Origin of the sequence: Echinicola soli (assembly GCF_006575665.1) — a bacterium.
GTDB lineage: Bacteria > Bacteroidota > Bacteroidia > Cytophagales > Cyclobacteriaceae > Echinicola > Echinicola soli.
In genome coordinates this window covers 3,406,813-3,432,536 of record NZ_CP041253.1, presented here as the reverse complement: position 1 = coordinate 3,432,536, position 25,724 = coordinate 3,406,813, and the positions used below count along the sequence as shown (strand labels likewise).

General features: G+C 44.0%; 19 protein-coding genes. 5 read left to right on the top strand and 14 right to left on the bottom strand.

Annotated features, from left to right (window positions below):
- Positions 1-114: 114 nt before the first annotated feature.
- The 6 genes from FKX85_RS13530 to FKX85_RS13505 form a co-directional block, all read right to left on the bottom strand.
- Positions 115-624, bottom strand: a complete 510-nt coding sequence (locus FKX85_RS13530; protein ID WP_141615235.1) for a helix-turn-helix domain-containing protein — start codon at positions 622-624, stop codon at positions 115-117.
- Positions 625-846: 222 nt separating this feature from the next.
- Entirely contained in the window at positions 847-2,406 is a 1,560-nt protein-coding gene (locus FKX85_RS13525) for an alpha-amylase family glycosyl hydrolase (protein WP_141615234.1), read from the bottom strand.
- Between the two features lie 396 nt (positions 2,407-2,802).
- Complete coding sequence (gene fbaA / locus FKX85_RS13520) at positions 2,803-3,864, bottom strand: class II fructose-bisphosphate aldolase (RefSeq protein ID WP_141615233.1); 1,062 nt, start codon at positions 3,862-3,864, stop codon at positions 2,803-2,805.
- A gap of 760 nt (positions 3,865-4,624) precedes the next feature.
- Positions 4,625-5,665, bottom strand: coding sequence for a SusE domain-containing protein (locus FKX85_RS13515; protein ID WP_141615232.1), 1,041 nt, complete (start codon positions 5,663-5,665; stop codon positions 4,625-4,627).
- Positions 5,666-5,683: 18 nt separating this feature from the next.
- Positions 5,684-7,273: a RagB/SusD family nutrient uptake outer membrane protein gene (locus tag FKX85_RS13510; protein WP_141615231.1), complete on the bottom strand. Its 1,590-nt coding sequence runs from the start codon at positions 7,271-7,273 to the stop codon at positions 5,684-5,686.
- Between the two features lie 19 nt (positions 7,274-7,292).
- Positions 7,293-10,259: a SusC/RagA family TonB-linked outer membrane protein gene (locus FKX85_RS13505; protein WP_141615230.1), complete on the bottom strand. Its 2,967-nt coding sequence runs from the start codon at positions 10,257-10,259 to the stop codon at positions 7,293-7,295.
- Between the two features lie 364 nt (positions 10,260-10,623).
- On the opposite strand from FKX85_RS13505, the gene FKX85_RS13500 reads away from it, so the two are divergent.
- From FKX85_RS13500 to FKX85_RS13490, 3 genes are all read left to right on the top strand, one after another.
- Entirely contained in the window at positions 10,624-11,658 is a 1,035-nt protein-coding gene (locus FKX85_RS13500) for a LacI family DNA-binding transcriptional regulator (RefSeq protein ID WP_141615229.1), read from the top strand.
- Between the two features lie 446 nt (positions 11,659-12,104).
- Positions 12,105-14,531 carry a glycoside hydrolase family 31 protein gene (locus tag FKX85_RS13495; protein WP_141615228.1) on the top strand — a complete coding sequence of 809 codons (2,427 nt, stop codon included), beginning with the start codon at positions 12,105-12,107 and terminating at the stop codon, positions 14,529-14,531.
- Between the two features lie 82 nt (positions 14,532-14,613).
- Positions 14,614-15,975: an MFS transporter gene (locus tag FKX85_RS13490; protein ID WP_141615227.1), complete on the top strand. Its 1,362-nt coding sequence runs from the start codon at positions 14,614-14,616 to the stop codon at positions 15,973-15,975.
- A 34-nt stretch (positions 15,976-16,009) separates the two neighbouring features.
- Here FKX85_RS13490 and FKX85_RS13485 read toward each other — a convergent pair whose 3' ends face one another.
- The 5 genes from FKX85_RS13485 to FKX85_RS13465 all read right to left on the bottom strand — a co-directional run bounded on the left by FKX85_RS13485 (position 16,010) and on the right by FKX85_RS13465 (position 20,125).
- Positions 16,010-17,785: a sensor histidine kinase gene (locus FKX85_RS13485; RefSeq protein ID WP_141615226.1), complete on the bottom strand. Its 1,776-nt coding sequence runs from the start codon at positions 17,783-17,785 to the stop codon at positions 16,010-16,012.
- 119 nt (positions 17,786-17,904) lie between these two features.
- A complete protein-coding gene (locus tag FKX85_RS13480; RefSeq protein WP_141615225.1) occupies positions 17,905-18,828 on the bottom strand; it encodes a TIGR01777 family oxidoreductase in 924 nt (307 codons plus the stop codon).
- Positions 18,829-18,840: 12 nt separating this feature from the next.
- On the bottom strand, positions 18,841-19,206 hold the full coding sequence (locus FKX85_RS13475) for a hypothetical protein (protein WP_141615224.1): 366 nt from the start codon (positions 19,204-19,206) through the stop codon (positions 18,841-18,843).
- Positions 19,207-19,218: 12 nt separating this feature from the next.
- A complete protein-coding gene (locus FKX85_RS13470) occupies positions 19,219-19,572 on the bottom strand; it encodes a hypothetical protein (RefSeq protein WP_141615223.1) in 354 nt (117 codons plus the stop codon).
- A 52-nt stretch (positions 19,573-19,624) separates the two neighbouring features.
- On the bottom strand, positions 19,625-20,125 hold the full coding sequence (locus FKX85_RS13465) for a GbsR/MarR family transcriptional regulator (RefSeq protein WP_141615222.1): 501 nt from the start codon (positions 20,123-20,125) through the stop codon (positions 19,625-19,627).
- 253 nt (positions 20,126-20,378) lie between these two features.
- Between FKX85_RS13465 and FKX85_RS13460 the strand changes: the two genes are divergently transcribed.
- Together FKX85_RS13460 and FKX85_RS13455 are read left to right on the top strand one after the other, a co-directional pair.
- Complete coding sequence (locus FKX85_RS13460; protein WP_141615221.1) at positions 20,379-20,816, top strand: nucleoside deaminase; 438 nt, start codon at positions 20,379-20,381, stop codon at positions 20,814-20,816.
- Positions 20,817-20,966: 150 nt separating this feature from the next.
- Positions 20,967-21,836, top strand: a complete 870-nt coding sequence (locus FKX85_RS13455; protein ID WP_141615220.1) for a substrate-binding domain-containing protein — start codon at positions 20,967-20,969, stop codon at positions 21,834-21,836.
- Positions 21,837-22,334: 498 nt separating this feature from the next.
- Here the strand turns inward: FKX85_RS13455 and FKX85_RS13450 are convergent, their stop codons facing one another.
- Genes FKX85_RS13450 through sdaAB form a run of 3 tightly spaced genes read right to left on the bottom strand, consistent with a single transcriptional unit; the run spans position 22,335 to position 25,666 of the window.
- Positions 22,335-23,621, bottom strand: a complete 1,287-nt coding sequence (locus FKX85_RS13450; protein ID WP_141615219.1) for an efflux RND transporter periplasmic adaptor subunit — start codon at positions 23,619-23,621, stop codon at positions 22,335-22,337.
- A gap of 11 nt (positions 23,622-23,632) precedes the next feature.
- Positions 23,633-24,979 (bottom strand): TolC family protein, encoded by a 1,347-nt coding sequence (locus FKX85_RS13445; protein ID WP_141615218.1) that lies wholly within the window; start codon positions 24,977-24,979, stop codon positions 23,633-23,635.
- 9 nt (positions 24,980-24,988) lie between these two features.
- A complete protein-coding gene (gene sdaAB / locus FKX85_RS13440; protein ID WP_141615217.1) occupies positions 24,989-25,666 on the bottom strand; it encodes an L-serine ammonia-lyase, iron-sulfur-dependent subunit beta in 678 nt (225 codons plus the stop codon).
- Positions 25,667-25,724 lie beyond the last annotated feature (58 nt).

Here is a 25,724-nt window from a genome sequence, read left to right as displayed (position 1 = left end):
TTCTTTAGTTTTCGGCTTTATCTGGCGGCCAGACAGGGCACACTGCAACAGTGCTACGCTCACACCTCCAAACTAACTGATTTTATTGCTCTTTCAGTTCTTCTGGACAGTCTACTACAATTCCAGCAGCAACATACCATTTATTCCCTCCGGCTCTTTTTCATAAATCACCACCTTTACTTTTCTGTTAATTTTCGCCTCCGCCTTTTCGATGAGAAACTCAAGATACTCCTTATTGATCTCCCTTCCCACCAATACCAGTTCGATGACACCACTATCAATACCCTTAGCGTAATCACCCACAACAATTGCCTTCTCCACATTTCCCAGCTTATCGATCACCACCTCCACCAACCTGTCCAACCCCAGGTATTTGGCAACGAGGTTTTTCATTTCTTGAAAAAGCGGATGCTTTTTATTGGCAGAATACGACTTGGTGTTTCCCTCATGTTCAGAAACCAAAATTCCTGCCTCCGACAGCCTGTTCAGCTCTACCCTCACAGAATTGGTAGATTCATTAAACTCTTCCGCCAATCCACGCAAATATCCTTTATTGGCTTCGTGGGTAAAAAATTTGATCAGCAATTTTACCCGGGTTTTAGATGTAATCAGTATATCTAGCATGAAAGTTTTTCAAATGGATCAATAAAAGTAGCGAATTGCGAGTAACAAATTTACTCGTTAAAATTTAAAAAGCAATCATAGGTATCCATGTAAAGATCGGCTCCACAGCTGCGGCATAAAGGATTGAAAAAATTGAAAATTCATTGTCATAAAATTCCTCAATTTGAAAAATTGAAGTCAAAAAATGGTAAAAAGCAGGCCGAAGCCCGCTTTTAGTAACATTTATTTCCCTAACACAACACTTGAGTATGCCGGAAGCGTTATTTTCTCTCCTTGTATTTTTGCTCCTTTCAACGCGTACACCTCAGTGCTGAAACTATCTGGAAGCGACACCTCCACCACCTTATTACCCAGGTTATGAAAAACGAATAATTGCTGGCTTGCGGTTTTCCTCTCGTATGCCATTATCGCTTTGGGATACTTCTCCTTTGGCAATTCCAGGCTTCCAATCGCCAGTGCCGGATGTGCATTCCTTAACTGGATCACCTGCTTATAATGGTTAAAATAACTATCAGCATCTTTACGTTGGACGGCCAAGGGTGTCACAGTGCTATCTGTCGAAAATTTAGGCGTTATCCATTTTGCCCGCCCTGCGTCCTTTTCTACCACATCCCAAAGGAATGGTTCACGGATATTCGGGTCAGGCTTTTGGCCCAACATACCGATTTCCTCACCATAATAAATATATGGCGCCCCAGGCATGGTCATCAATATGGCTATAGCCTGTTTCAACTTGTCCTTATTTTTACCGAGCTCGTTGAGCAACCTCGGCTGGTCGTGATTAGAAGAAATCGTCGCATCGATAAAATCATCGGTAATACCATTATAAAAATTCAAAATATCAGCCTGTTTTTTTGCCAAAAGCATCCCGTCCAGTTTCTTATAAGATTCTAACAACGTATAATGAAAATCAAAATTAAACAATGCTCTCAGCCCGGTCAGGTACGGTGCCACCACCTCCTTCATATCGTACACCTCTCCTACCAAATAAACATCCGGCTTGATTCCTTCCATCTCGGCCCTAAATTCATTCCAAAAGTCGTGATTATCGGTTGCACGCTCATCCGGATAAATATGCTTGGCCGCATCCAATCTAAATCCATCCACCCCCACTTCTTCCAGCCAATAACGGCCGATTTCATAAATCTCTTCCCGCACCTTGGGATGATCAAAATTGAGATCAGGCATATCACCGGTAAAAAACCCATAATAGTAATCCTCTCCCTGCCCCGGATCATGCCACTGGCGGATATTGTCACTATCCAGCGTCACTTCTTTCTTGTCCAGGTAATCCTGTATAGTGTCGTATTTTGCCCAGACATAGTAGTCCCTGTAAGGATTATCCCGTCCTTTCTTAGCTTCCAAAAACCATGGATGTTCGTCACTGGTGTGATTAATGATCATATCGATCACCACTTTTATATCCCGCTTATGTGCCTCATCGAGCATTTTCTTGAAATCCTCCATCGTACCATAATCGGGATGTATCGCTTTGTAATCCGTCACATCGTATTTGTGATAGGAAGGAGATGGCATCAAGGGCATAAACCAAATGGCATTGGCACCGAGCTCATCGACATAATCGAGCTTCTCGGTAACGCCATTGATATCACCAATCCCGTCCCCATCCGTATCGTAAAAGGATTGGATAAAAATCTCGTACGTCACGCCAGCTTCAGGCCAATAGTTTTTCACTTCCATTTCTTCATCGGTGGCTTGGTTACAGCCAAAGGCCATTCCAAATAACCCACAATAGGTGAACAATTTCAATAGGTTTTGCATCTTTTAAATTGGTTATTAAGTTATTTATTGTTGAGGGGTACTACCTGACGGGATATGTACCTTTGACATCCCTATGGGGCAATCCCGGTCATTCGATACCAGGAGATTTGTAATACCCTGCAAACAGCTTCCACATCGACACATACAACCAGCTGAGCAAACACCCTATTGATCAAAATTTTGGGCACAAAAAAACCGCCTCAGAAGTTTTTTAACTACTTAGCGTTGGCAGTTTCATCAGAAAATGCCTTGGCAAAATATCGTTAAAACAAACTCCTGAGACGGCCTAAGTACCCATCACTACCCCATCGATTAAGGAAGGAGTGCAATTTATCAGGTATTTATTGACCAATAAGCCACGACGGTTGACAGTCGACTGTCAACCGTCGAACAAACTTAGTTTCTGTTTACCGCATTGAGCATATCAAAGGCTACTTCCAGACGTTTCACGAAGTTTTCTTCGCCTTTTCTTAGCCATACTCTTGGGTCGTAGTTTTTCTTATTTGGCTTATCAGCACCCTCAGGGTTTCCAAGCTGAGTTTGAAGGTAACCTTCTTTCTCCTTGTAATATTTCAAAACACCTTCCCAGAATGCCCACTGCATATCGGTATCGATGTTCATTTTGATAGAGCCATATCCTGTAGCCTCTCTGATCTCTTCCACAGAAGAACCAGAACCACCATGGAACACAAAGCTCACGGGCTTACCGGAAAGGCCGAATTTTTCGCAGATATAATCTTGGGAGTTTTTCAAGATTTTTGGCTGCAAGCTTACATTTCCCGGCTTGTACACACCGTGTACGTTACCAAATGCTGCCGCGATGGTAAACAGCTCACTCTGCTCTTTCAGTTTCTCATAAGCGTAAGCCACTTCTTCTGGTTGCGTATAAAGCTTGGAGCTGTCAATATCGGTATTGTCCACACCGTCTTCTTCACCACCGGTCACCCCTAGTTCGATTTCAAGGGCCATTTCCAGCTTCTTGAATTCAGCAAGGTATTTTACGGATGTTTCGATGTTCTCTTCGATGGATTCTTCGGAAAGATCCAGCATGTGAGAACTGAAAAGTGGCTTCTTGAAGGCTGCATAATGCTCCTTGCCAGCTTCCAGCATACCGTCCACCCAAGGGATCAGTTTTTTGGCAGCATGGTCTGTATGAAGGATCACAGGCACACCATAAGCTTCAGCCATTTTGTGTACGTGCATGGCACCAGATACCGCACCAGCAACGGAGGCTTGTTGTTTATCATTCGCCAGCCCTTTTCCAGCAAAGAACTGAGCACCACCATTGGAAAACTGCACGATGACAGGAGAATTCACCTTCTTGGCTGTCTCCAACACTGCATTGGCAGTACTGGTGTTGATCACGTTGACAGCCGGTAAAGCAAATTCGCTCTCCTTGGCATACTCCAATAGGTCTTTCAATTCTTCACCGAACTTTATTCCTGGTTTGAATTTCATAATTGAATGGTTTAATGGTTTGATTACTATTTGATAAAATGCTTTCGCGTTACTGATTTTTGTCAGTAAGCTCAAAGATATAAAGACCTGCTCTAATATCCTTTAATTGAAAGACTAAATGTTATCATTTTGGCAATTTCTCCTTTCAAACCATATCTATTCGGGGAAAGATACTGTCATTTCCCCGAATTCAACATTCCATAGCGTTTATTAAGTCAGCATGCGATGGTATCAGAACGTACTGACCTGTCCAGACTTACAGCCCTAAATAACCCCACCTATCCTCCGCGGCGGGGAGGGAATGTACTCACGACTCACTACTTACATCTACTTCCCTTGTTATAGTTGACCGGATTAATTATTAGATTTCATTGTCAAACATAGTAATATCTGGTCTTTCCCTAGATGGAATTTCAGACCAATTCCTTTCAAACCTTCCCAAGCTTCTGCCCATTATTGGTTATGGAGGGACTGTGCCCAGGCAGGGACTCAATATTTCTTAGTACAGGGGCAGAGACCCGGTACTACCACTTCTTAACGTTATCCCGCCGTCTCTGACACGGGAGCACAAAGACTGAGTCTCCCGACTCAACCTTATATTTTTGCTATCTGCCTTTTACTTTGCTCCGATCTACCCTACCTAACCTCTCCGCCACGGCGGAGAGGAACAATTGTCTCAAGTCTCACATCTCAATACTGATGTCTCATATCTAACATATTGATACTCTATGCATTGTTTTCTTTCTCAAAATCAAACCACTTAGTTCTTCACCAAAGCATATGACACTTCTCCCGGGACCTTAAAATCAAGGGTTATGATATAATTCCCCGCTTCCTCCACGGGAATGTCAGCACCCCCTGGCTCCAGGACACCATCCAGATCTTCATCTCCATAATTGTAATCCCAGGCATCGTTTGCACGGAATTTCATCACTCCCGTGCCCAAGTCAACCGTGACCGTAAGAATATTTTCATCTGCATCAAACTCCATTGGGGTAGAGGCATCCCAGCCACCAGGTGTCGCGTCGCCAATAATCCCCCAATACAGAGGAGCCCCTAGTGTATAGGTTTTCGCTGCCAGATCCACTGTCAGCTTAAATGTACCTACTCCATCAGCTATGATGTTTTCACCATTTTCCTCCAATGTACCGTCTCCTCCATCATCACCATAGTTCACATCCCAATTAGGACCTTCATTGACTTTGAATTCTCCAGAACCTCCTAAAACATGGATAAAACCCTCATACACATTATCGGACTTCACCGAATAAATGATCGTATTTTCATTGGCCGGATCCCAGCCTTGGTAATCTCCCGGAAGGTAAAGCCTTGGGTATTCCAACGCTACCTCGTAAGGAGTCACTTGCATATCGATCACCTCCGAAAACTCATCTGCTACGGAACTGTTAATAGTTGATTTTATGCGAAGTTCTATGGCAGACTCTTCACCGGGGACCAGTCCTTTTGCCAATAGTTTCTGATTAAACGCCGCATACGTGACCGACAACTCAGACAATGTGGATGTGGCAATCTCCAAAGGAGCTGCAAATTCATTTCCTTGCAGGTCCATCTGCGCAATGTAAGTGGCTGCTGCAGAAAAACCATAATCCGTCTTTTCATAAGCAAACACCAACTCTGTTGCGGCTTCTTCGGCAGTCAACACGAGCGAAGAACCGGCTGCCGGACTCGTCAAAACCGGCGCCGTGGGATCACTATTGATCACAGGATCCAAATCTTCCGAACAGGACGCAGCCAAAATAAGCGGCAGTGCTCCTAAAATATATCTAGCTAATCTTTTCATCTTTAAAGGCATTTTGGATTAATAACCGTCATTTTGCTTGAGTTTGGGATTGGCTGTCAGGTCAGCCACTGGCAAAGGATAAAGCCTCCTGTAGCTCTCCACTGACTTCCCTTCAAAAATTCCACCTTTCCACTGCCAAGTATAATCATTGCCAGTAAACCGGTCAAACCTGATCAGGTCAGTCCTTCGGTGCGCTTCCCACTTCAGCTCCCTTGCACGCTCATCCAAAATAAAATCCAATGTCAGCTCACCTGCCGTGATATTCCCAGAAGCATCACCATAGGCCCTTTCTCTAAGCATATTGACATAAGCCAAGGCTTGTGCTTGGCTGCCTCCACTACCTCCACGAAGTACGGCCTCTGCATACATCAGGTAAACATCGCCCAGACGGAACATTGGGAAGTCGGTATCCACGATATCAGTGCCTGGACTGGAACCACGCTGTCCGTCCCTGGTGACATTTTTATATTTCTTTACGGCATAACCATCCTGGAAAATAGCAATATCCTCTATGTCCAAGTTTTGCTCATCCGTATGAAACAAAGCCCTCGCATCAGTTGACCCATCTGTAACCGGGTAGAGTGCAACGATCTCAGGCCGGGTTCTCAGCCCTTGCCATCCACCAGGGATACCAAATTCCTCCCTGTCCATCGTCCCGCCGACAGCGGCATTTACCAAGAAGGTGGTTCCGCCATACGTGGTAGTATTCACCCCATCAAAAGCTACCGAAAAGATCAGCTCATCCCGGCACAGGTGATTATCTGCCAAAAACAAATGATTATAATTTCCCTCAAGGGAATAACCACTATTGATGATTTCGTTTAAATAAGTCAAGGCTTCATCAAAATGGTCTTCACCAATATACACCTCTGCATTCAGGTACAGTTTGGAAAGCAACATCCAGGCAGCGGCTTTGTCTGCACGGGCATACTCATTCTGTCTGGCAGCTATCAAAGTTGGCAAAATCTCCATCAGTTCACTTTCGATATATGCGAACAGATCAGCCCTGTTGGTTTGCTCTGGAAAAAAAGCCCCCACTGCATCTGTCTCCGTCACAAAAGGTACGTTGCCATACATGTCCAACGCATGGAAATAGCTCAGGGCACGTAAAAACCTGGCCTCTGCCCGGTAAATCCTACCTGTTTCCAGATCAGCTTCTGAGATACCCCTGGACGCCATTTTTTCATCACTTGTCTCTCTAATAAACTCATTGGCCAAGGATATCTGGTAGAAAATCCGGTAGTACATGGCAGCGATAAAGTTATTTTCTGAGGTCCATTCACTAGTATTCAGCTGAGGTAACCCTTGGTCGTTCCAAGCGATGATTGCTTCATCTGTCGGCAATTCCTGAAGCTTCCAATACGCCCTAATGTAGGTCGATGCACCTTCGTCCAAGCCGCTGATATCAGGTTTACCGGAGGGGCCCTGTTGCCCACTGACAGCGAGGCCTGCATACAATTTTGCCAAGACCGCCTTGTAGTTATCAAAGTCCTCATAGACCTGAATGGAGGTCACCTCATTATAAGGCTCTAAATCCAAGTCTGTACATGACACCGCACTCAAGAGTCCCAGCATCATGGTCATTTTATATATCCAATTTAATTTCATTGCTGTTCAGGGTTTAAGGTTAAAATCCGAAGTTTACACCGAAAGAGAATATGCGTGGCAAGGGATAGAAGTTATTGTCAATCCCGCCTCCCGTAGCATCATCCACGCCTGGAGCGATTTCAGGACTCACCCCACTATAGTCGGTGATCACGAAAACATTCTGAACCGTAGCGCTTGCGCGCAAGTTAACATTCGAGTCAAACAGGTTGCCGAAATTATACCCCAGTGAGATGTTTTCCATCCTTAGGAAAGAAGCATCCTGAATATAGTAATCAGACCGCAGCTGGTAGTTCTGAAAGTTTGTATTGAGCACATCAGCTGGAAGATTGTTAATGTAACCGGGGAAACGAAGGCCTTGGTAGGCAGCATTGGAGGACGCCACATTATTATAGACTTTATTACCAGCATTGCCCCGCAGCACAAAACCAAAATTCCAGTTCCTATACCTCATGGAACTGTTAAAGCCAAAGTAATGGCGTGCATCAGGGAATCCATTCCTCACAAGGTCCTGTTCGTTGATCATGCCATCCCCATTTTGGTCTACATAGACTCCTTCCAATGGCGCTCCATTCTCACCATAAACCTGCTCATAGGCGTAGAAAGAGTTTGGCTGATAACCTACCGTATGCACCTGGATGGTATTACCGGTACCGCCATTGATACCTCCCACCAAGATCCCGACGGCATCCTCCTCTACATTGCTGAGGCTGGTGATTGTGCTTTTGTTATGGGTATAGTTTCCTCCTATATCCCAATTAAAATCGGTGGTTTTGACCACATTGTAGGTCAAGCCTACTTCCAGTCCCTGATTTTCGATACTCCCTACATTGGTAAACAGTTGGTTGGTCAGGTTGGTACCGGCAGGAACGGGAATCACAGCCAACAAATCGTCTGTCTTTTTGAAGTAGTAGTCCAATGTACCGTAGAATTTACCATCCAAGAACTCATAGTCCAAGCCGATATTGTAGGTGGTCGTTTCTTCCCACTTGATATTTTCATCATAGCCCTCTGGTCGTAAGGTGGTGTAATAGGTATCCCCAAAACTGTACCGGGTGGCATCATCACTCTGGACATAACGAGGGAGGTAGGGGAAATAAGAACCTATATCCTGCTGGCCCGTCACACCATATCCCAGCCGCAATTTCAAATCAGTAAGGGTGGTATTGTCTTTCAGCATATCCTCTTCACTGATCCGCCAAGCAGCCGCCAGGGATGGAAAAACACCCCATCTGTTATCCGGGCTGAACCGTGAAGAACCATCAGCCCTTACCGTGGCGGTAAACAAATATTTGTCTTTAATGGTATAATTGGCACGGGCAAAATAGGAGATCAGACGGTACTGTGGACGACTCACCACACCAGCAGCGGCCAGCGTATCGCCTTCTGCATTTACCCTGGCAAAGGTTGGGTTTTTGATCAAGAAATCCTGTGCAGAATATCCGACCAGAAAATTCAGCCGGCTATCGCCAAAATCCTTGATATAGTTCAAGTAAAAGTCAGCTAGCAAATTACGCTTGCTTTGCTCGTAAGGAGCTATGCTACCGCCTTCAAAATATCCAGAAGCAGAATTGGCATCAATGATCGTACGTCCCTCACTGGAACTCACATCATAGCCCAAGTTCAGGTTGGCCTTAAGTCCTTCGAGGAAAGGCAGCTCATAATCCAATTGTAAATTACCGATGCTTCGTTTTACCGTACCACGATCGTTCTTGGACATTAGGAGCCCCACAGGATTATTGGGAGCCAGGGTCTGGGGATTCCCGTCTTCATTGAGCCATTCCCAATATCCTCCTACTCCATTGGGATCGTGCACGGGATGGGTAGGGTCATAAGCTGCCGCAGCTCCGATCGCATCCCGGTTAGCGAAGCGGCTTTTGGTAATCACTCCTTTGACATTAAAATTGACATGGAGCTTATCATCAAAGAAGTTTGGATTTAAACTGATGCTGGCAGAGGTCCTTTTCAAGTTTCCGGTTTTGAGGATCCCGTCCTGATCCAGATAACCGACAGAGACACGGTAAGGCAAAGATTTATAGGCGCCTGAAATGGAAACGTTATTATCAAAACTCACCGCATCCTTATAAATCTCCTCCTGCCAATCCGTTGCATCCTCTCCTACCAAGGCTGCCTGGGATGGCGAAGCCTGCGCTGCCACCACACTTCTAAATTGATCTGCATCCAGCATATCCACAGTATTGGTCACTTGGGAAACAGACACCATCGAATTCACATTCACCCGCAATGGCTGGCCTTCCTTACCCTTCCGCGTCGTGATCAGGACCACGCCATTGGAAGCCCTTGAGCCATAAATCGCTGTGGCCGATGCATCCTTCAGGATATCAAAGGTCTCGATATCATTAGGGTTTAGAAAATTCAGGGGATTGGCCGTACCTGAGGTCTTAGAATTGTCCAGTGGTACACCATCAATGACGATCAATGGATCATTTGAAGCATTAAGGGAGGCACCACCCCGGATCCGGATCCTACCTCCAGATCCAGGAGCACCACCATTTGGTGTGATCTGAACACCTGCCACCTTACCGGTGATCAATTGTTCAGGATTGGTTACTTGGCCAACATTAAAGTCGTCACGTTCCACAGAGCCAACCGATCCCGTCAAATCGGCTTTTCTCTGGGTACCATAACCGACCACCACTACCTCGTCCAGCTGCTTGGTATTACCTTGCAACTGCACATTGATCGTTGACTGATTGCCTACGGTCATTTCCTTGGCATCAAAACCTATAAAGGAAAAAACCAATACATCTTCTGGAGAATTGATATCAATGGAATAATAACCATCAATATCTGTCGTGGTTCCTCTTGTGGTTCCTTTCAGCAGAACATTCACAAATGGTAAAGGCTCACCGGAATCAGTATCTGTCACAGTTCCTTTAACAGTCTGAGCCTGCGCATAAATTAAGTGTCCACTTAATAGTGCTAGACACATTACCGCTACTTTTAAGACGGTAGAGATCTTTCGCATAATGGTTTGTTTTGGATTAATTGTTAATTTTTAAGAGTAAATAGAATATTCAAATAATACTATTTATCTTTTTAATCTTGAAACTCATCAAAAAATCCGATAAGCTGGATTTTTGTGGTATTTCAGAGATCGTAATGAAATATTAGGGAATAGAAGCCACACAGGCAAGTTTTTGAATCAAAAAAAACAAAGTGATTTTTATGCAAACGTCGCCGCAAACGTTTTCATAGGGGATAAAAATTTATCTTCCAAAAATTCAATTTCATTCGTATTCGTACACTGTACACTGTTTATTGATTTGGCACACCATTTTATTCTACCGGTAAAATAGTATATTAGAATCTTAGAAAAGTCTAAATAAATCATGAAACTAGGACAAGCCACGATCAAGGATATTGCAAAAGCCCTGAATATTTCCTCTTCTACCGTCTCACGTGCCCTGAAAGATTACCCGGGAATCAGTAAGGAAACAAAGGAAAAGGTAAAGGCACTTGCAAAAAAACTCAATTACCGCCCCAACGCCGTGGCTTTGAGCCTCCGAAAAAGCAAGTCTTCCACCATTGGTGTTATAATCCCCGAGGTGGTGCACTTTTTTTTTAGCACGGTCATCAGTGGAATAGAAGAGGTGGCTTACGCCAACGGTTATAATGTCATTCTCCTACAGACCAACGAAAATGCAACCAGAGAGCTCGCCGCAGTGGATACCATCATCAGCAACCAAATCGATGGGCTTTTGGTGAGCTTCTCCAAGGAAACATCTAATTTTGACCATTTCAAAAAACTAATGGATTATCATTACCCCATTGTGTTTTTTGACCGTCTTCCAAATCTTCAAGACACGGTCAATGTCACCGTAGATGACCAGACAGGTGCATATAAGGCCGTCAAACACCTCATCGAACAAGGCTATACCAAAATCATTCACTTGGCTGGCCCGGAGAACCTGAAAATCAGCATTGACCGAAAAGAAGGATATCTTAAAGCGCTACAGGAAGCAGGTATTCCTATTCGCGAAGAATGGATCATCCCTTGTCCCAAAGGCACTCCAGAGGAAAGTGAGACCATTTGCCGGGCATTGTTCTCCCATGCCTCAGACCGACCGGACGCAGTATTTGCATCGAATGACATCGCAGCAGCCGGAGCCATGCAAGCAGCCAAATCCATGGGATTAAAACTTCCTGAGGAGTTTGGTGCTGTAGGCTTTAGCGACTGGCAGTTTTCTTCAATGATAGAGCCTCCCCTTTCTTCCGTTTCCCAGCCTGGCTTCGATATGGGCGAAAAGGCAACCCAGCTACTTTTGGAAATGATCGATTCCGAAAATGAGGAAGCATTTACAGCGCGTACGGAGATGCTCGAAACAGGTTTGGTCATTCGGAAATCCTCTTTGAGGAAAGGATAGCACGCTGATGCCACTGATCTGACGGATGATCTCTGATATATACCTGCGGGAATCTTAAGCAATCTGCGACATCTGTGTGCAATAAACAGAACGCCGATGACGCTGATCCGGCTGATGATCGCTGATAGTTATCTGTGGAAATCTTAAGCAATCTGCGACATCTGCGTGCCATCCAATTTTTTTCTAACTAATTTCATTTTTCTATGCACACGATTGAATACATGAATAAAGATTGTTTTTATGCCCAAAACATTCCAAATAACCCATTGCACAACAAAAACTTAATTTTTTCCTTCCAAAATCCTTTCTAAATTAGCTGCACAGTACCTGTCATTCTGCAAGCTGCCGTCACCAGCGAATCCCATGAATCAGGTGATATACGCCTCCCAAATCCTACCTCGGAAGCTGTGAACAAATGCATTTAATAACTTACTAAAGTAACCCAAATGACTACTGTAGCCACTTCAGTAAATCGTGCCCAAAACCAGTCTGCCGGAAAAGTAATTTCCTGGAAACCCACAGCCCATGGAATAACCGGCAGAACGGAGACTTCATACTTTAAAATCAGCATATTTACAGACACCATTGTCCGTATACAGCTTAGTCGTTCTGAGCAGTTTTTCTCCAACCCTTACAGTGTAGTCCAATCCCCCAAGGAAACCTCATTGAAAGTTTCCGAAGAGCCAGAGATATTAACGCTGGAAACTGCCGAACTAAAAATCGTTCTTTCCAAAAACGAATGGGCACTGAGCTTTTATGATCAACACGGGAACCTCCTCAATCAGGATGATCCTGCATTTGGGGTATCATGGCTGGGCACTGAAGTCACCAATTATAAAAAGCTCCAGCCCAACGAAAAATTCATTGGGCTAGGCGAAAAAACGGGAGGCATCGACCGTGCTGGACAAGCCTTCACCAACTGGAATACGGATTATTTTGCCTATGGTGTGAATGATGACCCGCTGTACATGTCCATTCCTTTCTACATAGGCATTCACAGGCAACGGGCCTATGGGATTTACTTTGACAACACCCATAAAACCACCTTTAACTTTGGTGCTTCCAACCGCCGCTTTTCTTATTTCTCTGCGGAAGATGGTGACATGGATTACTATTTTTTCCAAGGACACACGGTAGCTGACATCATCAGTGGCTATACATCCCTTACCGGAAAAATGAGCATGCCCCCGCTTTGGGCATTGGGTTTTCAGCAATGCCGCTATTCCTATTATCCTGAATCCGAAGTATTTGCCCTGGCCAATAACTTTAGGGACAGAGATATGCCAGCAGATGTCATTTACCTTGATATCCACCACATGGAAAAGTACAAGGTATTCACCTTCGATGGGGAGAAATTCCCAGATCCCAAGGCGATGATCGAGGCCTTGAAGGCAAAGGGTTTCCGCGTGGTGGTCATCATGGATCCGGGCATTAAGGTCGAAAAGGACTATCTCCCTTATCAAGAGGGAAAGGACAATGACCTGTTCCTGAAATACCCTGATGGAGAAACCTATGAAGGACAAGTATGGCCGGGCTGGTGTGCCTTTCCTGATTTCACCTCGGCCAAAACCCGCCAGTGGTGGGCAGAAAAAATGGCCTATTATACTGATGCCGGCGTGGATGGATTTTGGACAGATATGAACGAACCGGCATCTTGGGGCCAACATACGCCTAACTTGATCAATTTTGACTATGAAGGACAGCAAGTCAGTCACCGAAAAGCCCGCAATGTATATGGTATGCAGATGGCCAGAGCTGCCCAGGAAGGTGCCTTTAAAAATGGGAAAGAGCGGCCTTTTACCCTTACCCGGGCTGGTTTTTCAGGCATCCAACGGTTTGCCGCAGCCTGGACAGGGGACAATGTATCCAGTGAGGAACACATGATGGCAGGCATCCGACTGGTCAACAGTCTTGGTATTAGCGGGGTAAGCTTCGCTGGATACGATGTGGGTGGCTTTTGTGGCGAAGCCAGCAAATCGCTCTTTTCGCGGTGGATGAGCATTGCGGCATTCTCACCGCTGTACAGGGCCCATTCCATGATCAACAGCAACGATGCAGAACCTTGGGCCTTTGGAGAAGAGGTAGAAGAAATTTCCAAAAACTACCTCAAACTGCGCTACCAAATGCTCCCACTACTGTATGCGGCCTTTCACAAGAGCAGCCAAGATGGTTTGCCCTTGGCCAAAAGCCTGGCCATTGACTACTCATTTGATGAAAACATCTATGATGGACGCTTTCAAAACCAGTACTTGTTCTGTGATTCTCTGTTGGTAGCTCCTGTGGAAAGCCACAAAGAAATCACCAAATCTTACCTTCCAAATGGGAATTGGTATTATTTCTACAATGATCAACCCTACCATGGAGGCCAAGAAATTTACGTGGATACTCCTATCAATTACTTGCCCGTATTTGTAAAGGGAGGAAGTATTCTGCCATTGCAGTCCCCCATATCCCATACTGCCGAAAAGCATGATGGCATCTTACGCCTTCACGTGTACAAAGGAGAAGGGACCTCTAGCTACTTACACTATGAAGATGATGGCCTAAGCTTGGATTACAAAAACGGGGATTATTTCAAAAGGGCAATTGTCTTGGACAGTGATCGACAAATCCTTCGATTAGCAAAGGCCACGGGAAATTTCAAAAGCAATTATGACCAGCTCAACGTTATTTTCCATGGATTTGAAATCAACAAAATAAAATCTGGGGAAAAATCATTGCCGCTAAGTAGCGAAAATTTAGCCTTTCTTCGTGAAATTTCCGATTTTGATCCATTGCCAGACAACCGTCTCCCCTATCATGAAATAGCGGGACTGCCCTCAGTCACGCTTCCTCATTACCATGAAGAAATAACCATTACTTTTGAGACATAAGATTTGATGGACAATTAATTCAAATTGAAGACAGGTACTTACCTTCAAACTTTACAACCTTAACCCCTTACATAACCGCTAAATGCAATCCGATACACGAAAGAAGAAATTAAGTTTTTGGCAAATATGGAACATGAGCTTTGGCTTTCTGGGCATCCAAATGGGCTTTGCACTCCAAAATGCCAATGCCAGCAGGATTCTCCAGACCTTCGGTGCCGACGTGGAGCACTTATCCCTGTTTTGGCTGGTGGCGCCTATCACCGGAATGGTCATCCAGCCTATCATTGGCCATTACAGTGACCATACCTGGACCAGGCTGGGAAGAAGAAGACCGTACTTTCTGGCCGGTGCTATTCTCGCCGCCATTGGCCTGATGCTGTTGCCCAACGCTTCTCTCTTTGTTGCCTTTTTGCCCGCACTTTGGGTCGGTGCTGGATTCCTGATGATCATGGATGCATCGTTTAACATTGCCATGGAACCCTTCAGGGCATTGGTAGCCGATAAACTACCGACCGACCAGCGGACACTGGGCTTTGCCGTCCAGACCCTGCTTATAGGTCTGGGGGCAGTAATCGGTTCTTGGCTGCCATACATCCTTACGGAATGGTTTGGCATGGCCACTACGGCAAATGAGGGCATCGTACCCCAAAATGTCCTCTGGGCATTTTTTATCGGGGCCACTGTATTGGTGGCATCTATTCTATGGACAGTAATCCGCACCACTGAGTACCCTCCAGAAGAGCAGGATAAATGGGATGCTGACGAACACCAAGAGCATGCTTCCAGCAAAGGCTTATCAAGTATATTCTCAGATTTTATTAAAATGCCAAAAACCATGAAACAGCTGGGCTTAGTACAGTTTTTTTCTTGGTTTGCACTATTTTCGATGTGGGTGTTTACCACTCCTGCACTGGCCCAACACGTCTGGGGACTTCCCAGTACAGACCGTTCTTCCTTGGAGTTTAACGAAGCGGGGAATTATGTAGGTGTTATCTTTGGTTTTTATAATTTGGTATCCGCGATCTTTGCCATAGCACTGCCTTTTTTAGCAGCTAAAATAGGCAGGAAAATGACCCATGCTGCTTGTTTGATTGCGGGTGGATTGGGTCTGATGTCATTTTTATGGATCAATGACCCGGGCATGAAATGGATGCTGAATTTCTCTATGATCGGTGTGGGGATCGCTTGGGCAAGTATCCTTGCGATGCCCTATTCGATTTTGGCAGGTGCTATTCCTGTCAAAAAAATGGGTGTATATATGGGGATATTTAATTTCTTCATTACCGCACCACAGATCCTAAACGGCTTTGTGGGAGGGCTGATCGTAAAACATTGGTATGAAGGTCAGGCGATCTATGCCATATTCTCTGCTGGATTACTGTTGATCGTCGCCGCAATGCTCACTTATTTTGTAGAGGACAAGGATGATAAGGCGCTCGTTTGACGTATTGATAATGAATAGGTTAACCATCAGACCATCAGGCATTGGACGCTTCCTTAGTGACCATTTGGGGAATGGTAAAGTGAAAACTGGCACCATTTCCCAACTCACTTTCTACCCAAATTTCACCACCATTTTTCTCCACAAAATCTTTACATAACATCAGTCCGAGTCCGGTGCCTTTTTCATTTTGCGTCCCTATGGTAGTAAAAGGCTTGCTTGAAAAAATCCTTTCCACATTTTCTGCTGCAATTCCCACCCCAGTATCCTCTACGATCACCTCTACCAACTCCCCTTTAGCATCAATCTGAATATGTATTTCATCCCCCTTCTCACAAAACTTGATGGCATTGCTGATCAGGTTTCGAATCACCAACCTGATCATATTTAAATCCCCAAAGGCATAGGTAGCATTCTCAGCGATAAACTTCAAGTGTATCCCTTTGGTATCGAGGTAGTTTTTAAAAAGAGAAATGACTTCATCCACCTCATTGGAGACATTTATGTTAACGGCCTGGATGGACTCCCCTTTCAATTGGGTCTGGGCCCATTGCAATAAATTCTCCATAAAACCAGAAACATCCTTTAGGTTTTTGGCAAAAGCAGGCAGCATCGACCTGAACTCATCTTCCTTGACCCAGCCGGATTCCACCATCTCCAGAAACTGGGTAAGGGAATGGACCGGATTACGCAAGTCGTGCGAAATTATGGATAATAATCTATCCTTAGTGGCATTGAGTTCTGTTAATTCCTTCGCTTGAAGCTCTAGTCGCTTTTGATCTTGAATAAATTGGGTAATGTCTCTAAATAAAATCAACCTTCCCGGGTATTCCCTCTCCCCTTCCTTTAAGAACTTACTGATTACTTCGAAATACCTATTCACACCATCCAACGTAATCATCTTCTCAATGACTACTCCATCATCATTTTCAACGAGACTTTTCCAATCTTCCTCGTCAAAGCCCAAATCGCTAATATGTTTACCGGTGATATCCTCCGCATTTCTCTTTATCAGTCTGGTAAAGTAAGGATTTACATCCACCACCCGCTGGGCACCATCGATTACCAACATGCCGTTTTTCATGGAATCTACGATAATATTTCTGGCTATTGGTTTGATGTCAAACAGGCCAACTTTAAAGAATCCGATAAAAACAATCAGGCACGTTCCCATAAATGCATGTGGTGTAGGGTCTATCCCATTAAATGGGCCTACCTGAAACACCACTAATATGTTAGCTATCCATGGTACCATCGTTCCAGTAAGTATGATCAATGTCTGCTTTTGGTACATCCCCTTGGTGCTAAAACACCTCCTGATCAACAGGTAAACACCATAACCGATAGCAAGATAAAAATAGCTGGTATGGATAATGTACCAAGGGCCTTTGGCAGTAAGCAAGGCAAACAGTCCATTTATTTCCACGATTTCGGCATTTTGATAATGGAGATGATGAAGGTCATTGGTCCAGACCATGATCATGGAGATCAGCGGAAAAATAAACTGACAGGCAACCCACCTCGGACTCAGCCAGGCTTCCTTCCCTACAAACTTCAGCACAAAAAGCAACCAAAAAACGGGAACCAAAGCGATGCCGATATACTCGAAATCCACGACCAACAGCATCGCTTCCAGACGGTCCATTCCCACCATCACCCCATCGCTGGCGGCCCAAATCGACACTGCTATCATCATCGCACCAAACCACCTTACATCCTTACTCAATCGAGTAAAGAGAAATACGGCCAATAGCAGAACGACAACTGCAAATACCAGCAAAGAGAGTGAATAGGAACTAAGCGAAAATTCCATTTTTACATTGAAGGAATAAAGAAGAGGTTAGCATTGATTGCATAAAACTAGCAATAATTGTTTATTACATTACAATTTTTCACCAATAAACCCCAATAAAAGCCGGAAACTACAAGTAATTATTTTCCTTTCTGCACATTTGAGAGTGCATTAAAAGCCTTTGCAGGATCGGAATACTTAAACTTAAATCCGTAATCCAAAAGCAATTTTGGTATCACCCTTCGACTTTTAAGTACAAGTTCAGATTCTGTCCGCATCACAAAAGCGCCTATTTCAACCATCCATTTTCTTAATGGAAAATACCACTTTGCCCCAAGGGATTGTCTCAACACACTGGTAAATTCGCTATTTCTGCACGGATTTGGGGAGCAGAGATTAACCACCCCTTCAATTGCCGGATTATCGACCATAAAATCTATTGCAGCAAGAAAGTCATCGATGTGTAACCAACTCACATATTGATCACCACTTCCCTGCCGGCCACCTAAGCCCAGGAGAGCCAATCGCCTCATTGTTTGGTAAACACTTCCACTGCTACCAAAAACCATTGAAGAACGAATGGCTATTTGTCTAGTTTCTCTAAAACGATAACTAAAAAATGCCTCCTCCCATAGCTTGCACACAGTTTCTGAAAAATCACTTCCTACTTGACTCTCTTCTGTGTTGGCAGTCCCTTCTGTATGGGGATAAATGGTGGCAGAGGAAGCGTTAATCCAGATTGAAGGCGGATTTTCCAAGCGCTCCACTGCCTGCCCCAAAGTCCTTGTACTGTCTATCCTTGAACGAAGAATCTCCTTTTTGTTCTTATCCGTATACCGGCAGTCTACAGACTTTCCACATAGATTGATCAGCACATCTGCTCCATTCAGCGCTTGTGCCCACTCCCATTGCGTACATCCATCCCAGTTTACGTACCTTATCCTCTTACCATCTTGGTTGTGCTGCCGGGTCAGGACAGTAATTTCAGCTCCTTCTTTCAAGAAATAACCTATCAGTGCTTTCCCTAAAAAGCCTGTTCCTCCTGCGATGACAATTTTTTTCATGTTTCGATCAGTTTAAGTTGTTGGTAATGGATTTTGTTTGGCCTTTTTCTTCCCCCGGAAAAAGAACCACAAATTCAAAAACAACATCAAACCGAGATAAATGGAAAACACTCCTACTTTCCGGCTTAACGTTTCTACCATGCTCTGGGAGTTTTCTATGGATCCAGTCCTTAAAGTCATCAGCGCTACGCCAATATTCAGTAGGTAAAAACCAATTTCAAACAGTCGGTTTGTCGAAAAGGCTATTTTTTCCCTCCCCAAAAAAATCTCCAACATAAAAATTTTACTGTTTTTGAACAGTACCTTAGCAGTGACAATCGTCATAAGGACAGTCACAGGTAAATACACCAAATAAATAACAATGTTTAAATTTTCCATGATGATATATGTTTATGAAGTTTTTCTATAGTTTAACCAAAGCAGCAGTAATACATTCACGATGTGTAAAGCACCCAAGATGAACAGAATGCTACCAAATTGACTGGTCAAAGAGCTGACCATATGGTAGGGAACTGAAAGTGGCTCCCATTGATAGGTTACATTGAAGACATAGCCGATATTGATCAGATAATACCCTGTCAAAAGACTCTTATTGACCGGATCAAGCCAATTGACCAGTGCATACTTGCTTAAAACTTCCTCTAGCAAATCACGCCCGTTTGAATACAACTCTTTTCCCACCCACCAAGTCAACAGGGCTGAAAAAGGCAAGTAAACCAGGTAGCTAAGCAAGTTATAATTCATGATTTTAATTATTGAATTTTCAGTAATTATTGAAAATTAATGATAAATTTTTTTAGCCCTTTATTTTGGTGACCAACCGAAAGAACCAATTCTTTTTGGAGTTAATAAACATGTCAAGCACTGTTTCGGATTGCCTGGCAAAACCCAACAAATCTGTGGTGACCGCCTTAAATTCTCTGGCTTCCATGGTATCCTCTTTTACACCCTTTACTTCATTTAGCACCTTTAAAATAGGCTCAAGTTCTCTTCTTTTCCGCTCTTTCGCCACCTGTACGGCCAAACTCATCACGTCCTTCTCCGAACTAAAGTATTCTTTCCTATCACCTGGTACCAATACTTTTTCTACCAATCCCCAATCCATCAAAGCCCTGATATTCATATTGGCATTTCCTCTTGATATCTTCAGCTCTTCCATGATCTGGTCTGTGGACAATGGCTCTGTTGAGACCATCATCAAAGCATGAATTTGTCCCATTGTCCTGTTAATTCCCCAACTGGAACCTAAAGTGCCCCATGCCTGAATGTATTTTTGCTTGGCTTCTTCGTAATTCATAATTCAAATGTAATCTATGTTTTCTAACTTTCAAAATATTCTGAAAATTAAATAACCGAATAACTAAGAACGAAGCCAATTATTCTCACTAACATACACCCTTCCGCCAAAAGGACCATTAACGCTTCATCATTGGAAATCATCAAACTAGCTGTTTTTAGTGCCTTTTCAGCTCTTCCCGACATTCGTCAGGAATTCCCCATACATAATCCGAGTTAAAACCAGTATATTCGAGAAGCTTAATATAGACTTTATGGACAAACACCTACAAGCCGCAATCGAAGAAGCCAAAAAAGGACTACAAGAAGGAGGGATCCCCATTGGCTCCATACTGGTACATGAGGACAGGGTCATCGGCCGTGGGCACAACAGAAGAGTGCAAAAAGGCAGTGCTATACTTCATGGTGAAATGGATGCATTGGAGAATGCAGGTAGATTGCCCGCTAAGGTATACCAAGAAAGCACACTTTACACCACCCTTTCTCCATGCTCGATGTGCACTGGAGCTATTTTACTTTACGGAATACCTAAAGTCGTCATTGGTGAAAATGTCACCTTTAAAGGCGAGGAAGCGCTACTCTCTTCTCGAGGTGTAGAAGTTATCGTTATGGACGACAAACAGTGCATTTCCCTTATGACACAATTTATCAGAGACCAACCTACTTTATGGAACGAAGATATTGGCAAATGATCAAAAAAGTGCTCCTGTATTCCCTCTTCGCTTTTGTTCACATCGGAATATTCATTTCTGGAAATATTAAATTGACAAATTCCTCCGTTCGGACAGTTAATATCATTTCCACGCCGTTCTATTTCTAATTTTGCTTTTTATCTTTGGGCAATGAAAACAATCAAAATAACAGGTGTCCCTGAACACTTTAATTTCCCTTGGCTTAAGCTTATTGAAGAGCAGCCGTTGGTCGATGCTGGTTATACCTTGGAATGGAAAGATGAGTCCAAAGGATCAGGAGCCATGAACTTAGCCCTCAAAGAAGAAAAGACTGATATCGCCATCATTTTGACAGAAAGCTTTATCAAAGACAAAATAGAAGGAAATCCTGGAAAAATCATCGGATATCACGTCCTCTCCCCTCTCAATTGGGGAATCCATGTACCCGCTCAATCCTCAGCACAAACCATCAGTGACCTCCAAACTGCCCCTTTCCTCATCAGCCGGTATGGTTCTGGTTCGCATCTGATGACGTATCTACTGGCCAAGAAGAATGACTGGAATCCCGAGACACTCCAATTTGACGTAGTAGGCAATATGGATGGGGCCTTAGAAGCCTTTGCAGACCATCAACCAAAAGGTTTCCTTTGGGAAAAATTCACAACCAAGCCATTGGTAGATGCTGGCCATTTCAGAAGAATAGCTGAAATCCCCACTCCTTGGCCTTGCTTTGTCATTGTAGCTCATGAAAAACTACTAAAAGATCACTCAGCCATCATTCCTGATCTGCTCTCAAAACTATATGCCCAATCCAAGACACTTAAAGCCGTACCGCAATTGCCAGCTTTGCTAAGCAAAACCTACAACCTTCAGGAAACGGATATACAGGAATGGCTAAAACAAACCTCCTGGGCTACTAAACCCGAAATGGAAAAAGCCACCCTCGAAAAAACAATGGATATTTTAAAAGAACTCGGCCTGATTGATACATTAGTTCCAGTGGAATCCTTAGTAGCTACCGAAATGGTCAATTTGGTTTAGCGGTGGAACCTAGCGTCCTACTGGCGGAAAACATCATTTAGCTAACCAATTTCCGATGGTGTTATTCAGGGCATGAGAAATCTCTTTCAGGACTATAAGCGAGATACTTTTGTCAACACGAGTGACATTCGGCCCCTATTTCCGTTGTTGACTCTCCGAACTCACCATAATTCAGAAACCTCCTTTCGATTAATGAAATATTATTACTGATGTCCGAGAAAACAATCGTCCAATTGAAAAAAATCAACTGTTTTCATCCCTAAATCCCCTAAAGGGGACTTTCTAAAGCTCCCCTTTAGGGGATGGGGATCATTTTAGGGATTGGAATAAAAACCCTCAAATTTGTATTTAAAAACAGTTTTTGATCATATTTGAAATTTAGTCGGGCGCCAGTAAAATTTAATAGAAAACAGTATTTTAAAGCTCAGGTTATAAATAGAAAAGGCCTTGGAAGTTAATTTTCCAAGGCCTTTTCTATTTATAATAAGATAACAATGATCAATTGGTTTTCTTGATCAAGTCCCCATCTTTTAGCTGCTTACTCACGACAAAGTACGGGCCTGCCACCAACTCTTCTCCCTCCTTGATTCCTTCTTTGATTTCGATATTTTCAAAATCTGAAATACCGGTTTTGACACGCGTAAGTGTAGCTTTGTTACCATCGGACATAAATATGATTTCCTGAAGGTCGCTCTCCGCATTGGTCGAATCCACCCGGATATTATCCCTGGTGGTCACTGCCGCCAAAGGAACAGATAGAACATCTGCTTTCTTTTCGGTAATTATTTCCACACTGGCTGTCATTCCAGGCCTGAAAGGATACCTGTTTTCCTTGGTGATCAATTTTTCATAGGACTCATTGAGGATCCTGATTTCCACCTCAAATTCGGTCACGGCATCTTGTGTGGCTTTTTCATTGGCAGAATTGGCAATGGAAGTAACTACTCCGGTAAATTTCTCTCCTGTATGCGAGTAAGCGTCAACTTCAATGATCGTCGTATCACCCAAGGATATTCTTACAATATCATTTTCATTGACATCGACCACAACTTCCATTACGCTGAGATCAGCTATGCGCAGCATTTCTGTACCGGCCATTTGCTGTGTACCCACTACCCTTTCACCTTTTTCTACCAAGAGTTTGGATACTACGCCATCATTGGGTGCAAACACGTTGGTCAATCTCAGGTTTTCGTTGGCTTCCTCCACACTTGCCTGAGAGCTTTTCACCACATATTCGGCTGCTTCCACTGACTGCTGTGCCGCCTTAAGGTCATTTTCTGCCGAGACATAATCAGCGGTAGCCTGTTCATATTCCGAATCAGAAATCACATTGGATTCATACAGGGACTTATTTCGCTCATACTGTAACTTGGCCCGTTCAAACTGCGCCTCCGAACGCTTCAGCGCTGCTTGGGATTGAGCCAGGTTTGCCTTTTGTTGGTTCATGTTAGCGCGTGTCCTGTCCAAGGCTGAAATAAAATTATCAGGTCTGATCTTTACCAACAGGTCATTCTGCTTCACGGAATCTCCCTCATTGATATTCAATTCAATGATTTCACCCGCTACATCCGGGCTCAGTTTTACTTCAGTTTCCGGTTCGATCACCCCAGAGGCACTGACTTTTTCTACGATCGTTTTCTTAGCGGCCTTGGTAATTTCCACCTCGGTCTCAGCGGCACCACCTACCCATCCTAGGGACCTGCCGATAAGGATCAAAAGTATTAACACCCCTGCAACCCCGCCCAAAATATAGATTAGTTTGTTTGATTTCTTCTTAGCCATGATTCTTCGTGTTATAGTGTAAGGGGATTACCCAAATAAAAGTCCAATACTTTTACCCTGAAAATATATTCATATTTTGCTTGAAGCAAATCTGCCTGGGCATTAAAAAGGTTGTTTTGTGCTACCTGAAAGTCCACTGCATTGATCACCCCTACTTCAAAGCGCTTTTGGGCCATTCGGAAGGCTTCTTCCAGCGAAGAAACCCGTACAGTGGATGACTCATATGACTGTTTCGAGGCTACCGCATTGGTGTAAGCGGTTTCGATATCCTGCCTGAGCTGGTTCCTGGCTTCCTGAACGGAAATTTCACTCAGGTATTTCTGCACTCTTGCCCGCTGCAAGGATGCCTTGTTACTGCCATTGTTAAAAATCGGAACGTTCAGGCTAACTCCCAGGCCTTCGTTTAAGTTAAGGCTAAGCTGATCCTTAAATGGGCGGGGCTCACCTGTTTGGGGATCTTCAAAATTATCGGTATAGTTCGTACCGATGCTGCCTCCAAGCCCTAAGGTTGGAAGCAAACCACCCTTGGCGACCTTCACGCCATATTCAGCACTTTCCATTCCCAGTTCAGCCGCCTCTATTTCCGGCATCAGCGTTACTGCTATGGAAAAAATCTCATCCACATCATCATTGCTGATCATGTAATTTTCCGCTTCCAGTTCAGGCACGGCCACATCAAACTCCTCTTCAAAAGGAAGCTGCATCGCCTGGGAAAGATCCAGCCTGGCCAATCTCAAATTATTTCTCGCATTGGTCAGTTCCATGGCACTGGTAGCATTTTGTGCTTCAAGATCCAGTTGATCGGAGAGCGGCAGTGCTCCTGCTTCCACAAGCTTTTGGGTTCTTTCCAACTGCTGACTGGTTACCTCCAATTGTGATTCGGCCACACCTACTTGCTCTTTTGCAAACACCACGTTTACGAACAAGTTGACGATGTTTAATGTAATATTGTTTCTTGCGGCCTCCACATTCTTTTCACCAGCTTCCAGGTCTTTTTTGGCTTGTTGGATCGAATTATTGATCTGTCCTCCAGCATATAAGGTCATGTTGGTGGAAGCATTTAGCCCTGCACTCCCAAAATCCACCAATGATGCCACGGACGTCACCGGGTTAATGGATCTACCCCAGTTATAGCGATAGGAGGAGGAAGCAGATAAGGAAGGATAGCGCCTGAGCTTCGTTTCCCTTAGATTGGTTTCATTGTTCGTCTGGTTAAGCAGGCTCCGCTGCAGCTCCAAATTGTTTTCAAGTCCAATCTGGATACATTCTTCCAAGGACATGGAAGAAATATCCTGTGCGTGCAACGCACCCAAAAAACCGCAAGTGAAAACAACTGCAGTAAAAAATCTTTTCATCATAATGTATAACTATAGGTCAATATCCGGAATGTAAATTAATTCATGAATCCAACTGATACTCTCTAAATACTTAATGGTAATGGCATTGAGGCCAGAATCCATCTCTATAACATGACAGGCCATATCACGCTTACCCTTTCTTGATACGGACATCGTCGCGATATTGGCTTGTTCCTGTGCCAAAATACTGGTAATAAACGCAATTGCTCCCGAGACATCATTCGCCTTAATGATCAGCGTATGTTCTTGTGCGGAAAATTCAGCGTGAAATCCATCGATGGATTTTATATTGATCAGTCCGCCGCCCAAACTTTCTCCGATCACTTCTACTTTCCTATCTCCCCTGGCCAGGTTTAGCTTGATCGTATTGGGATGAAATACCGAAGCATTACCGATTGACTTAAAAATATAAGTCAATCCACGCTCTTCAGCAAGCTCAAAGGCCTGTTTTATCCGAGCATCGTCAGTTTTCATATCCATAAGACCTCCTATGATGGCCTTATCACTGCCATGACCTTCATACGTCCGGGCAAAAGAATTGTAGAAGGTTATCACGGCCTCATCAGGAATTCCGCCCAACACCTTGATTGCGGCCCTTGCAATGCGCACTACACCTGCCGTATGAGATGAAGATGGGCCTATCATCACGGGACCTATCATATCAAAGACACTACTTTTTCTTGTCATATTTGGGGTTTACACTTTCAAGTACTATGCTAATCTAATACTTATGATTCAATAATCA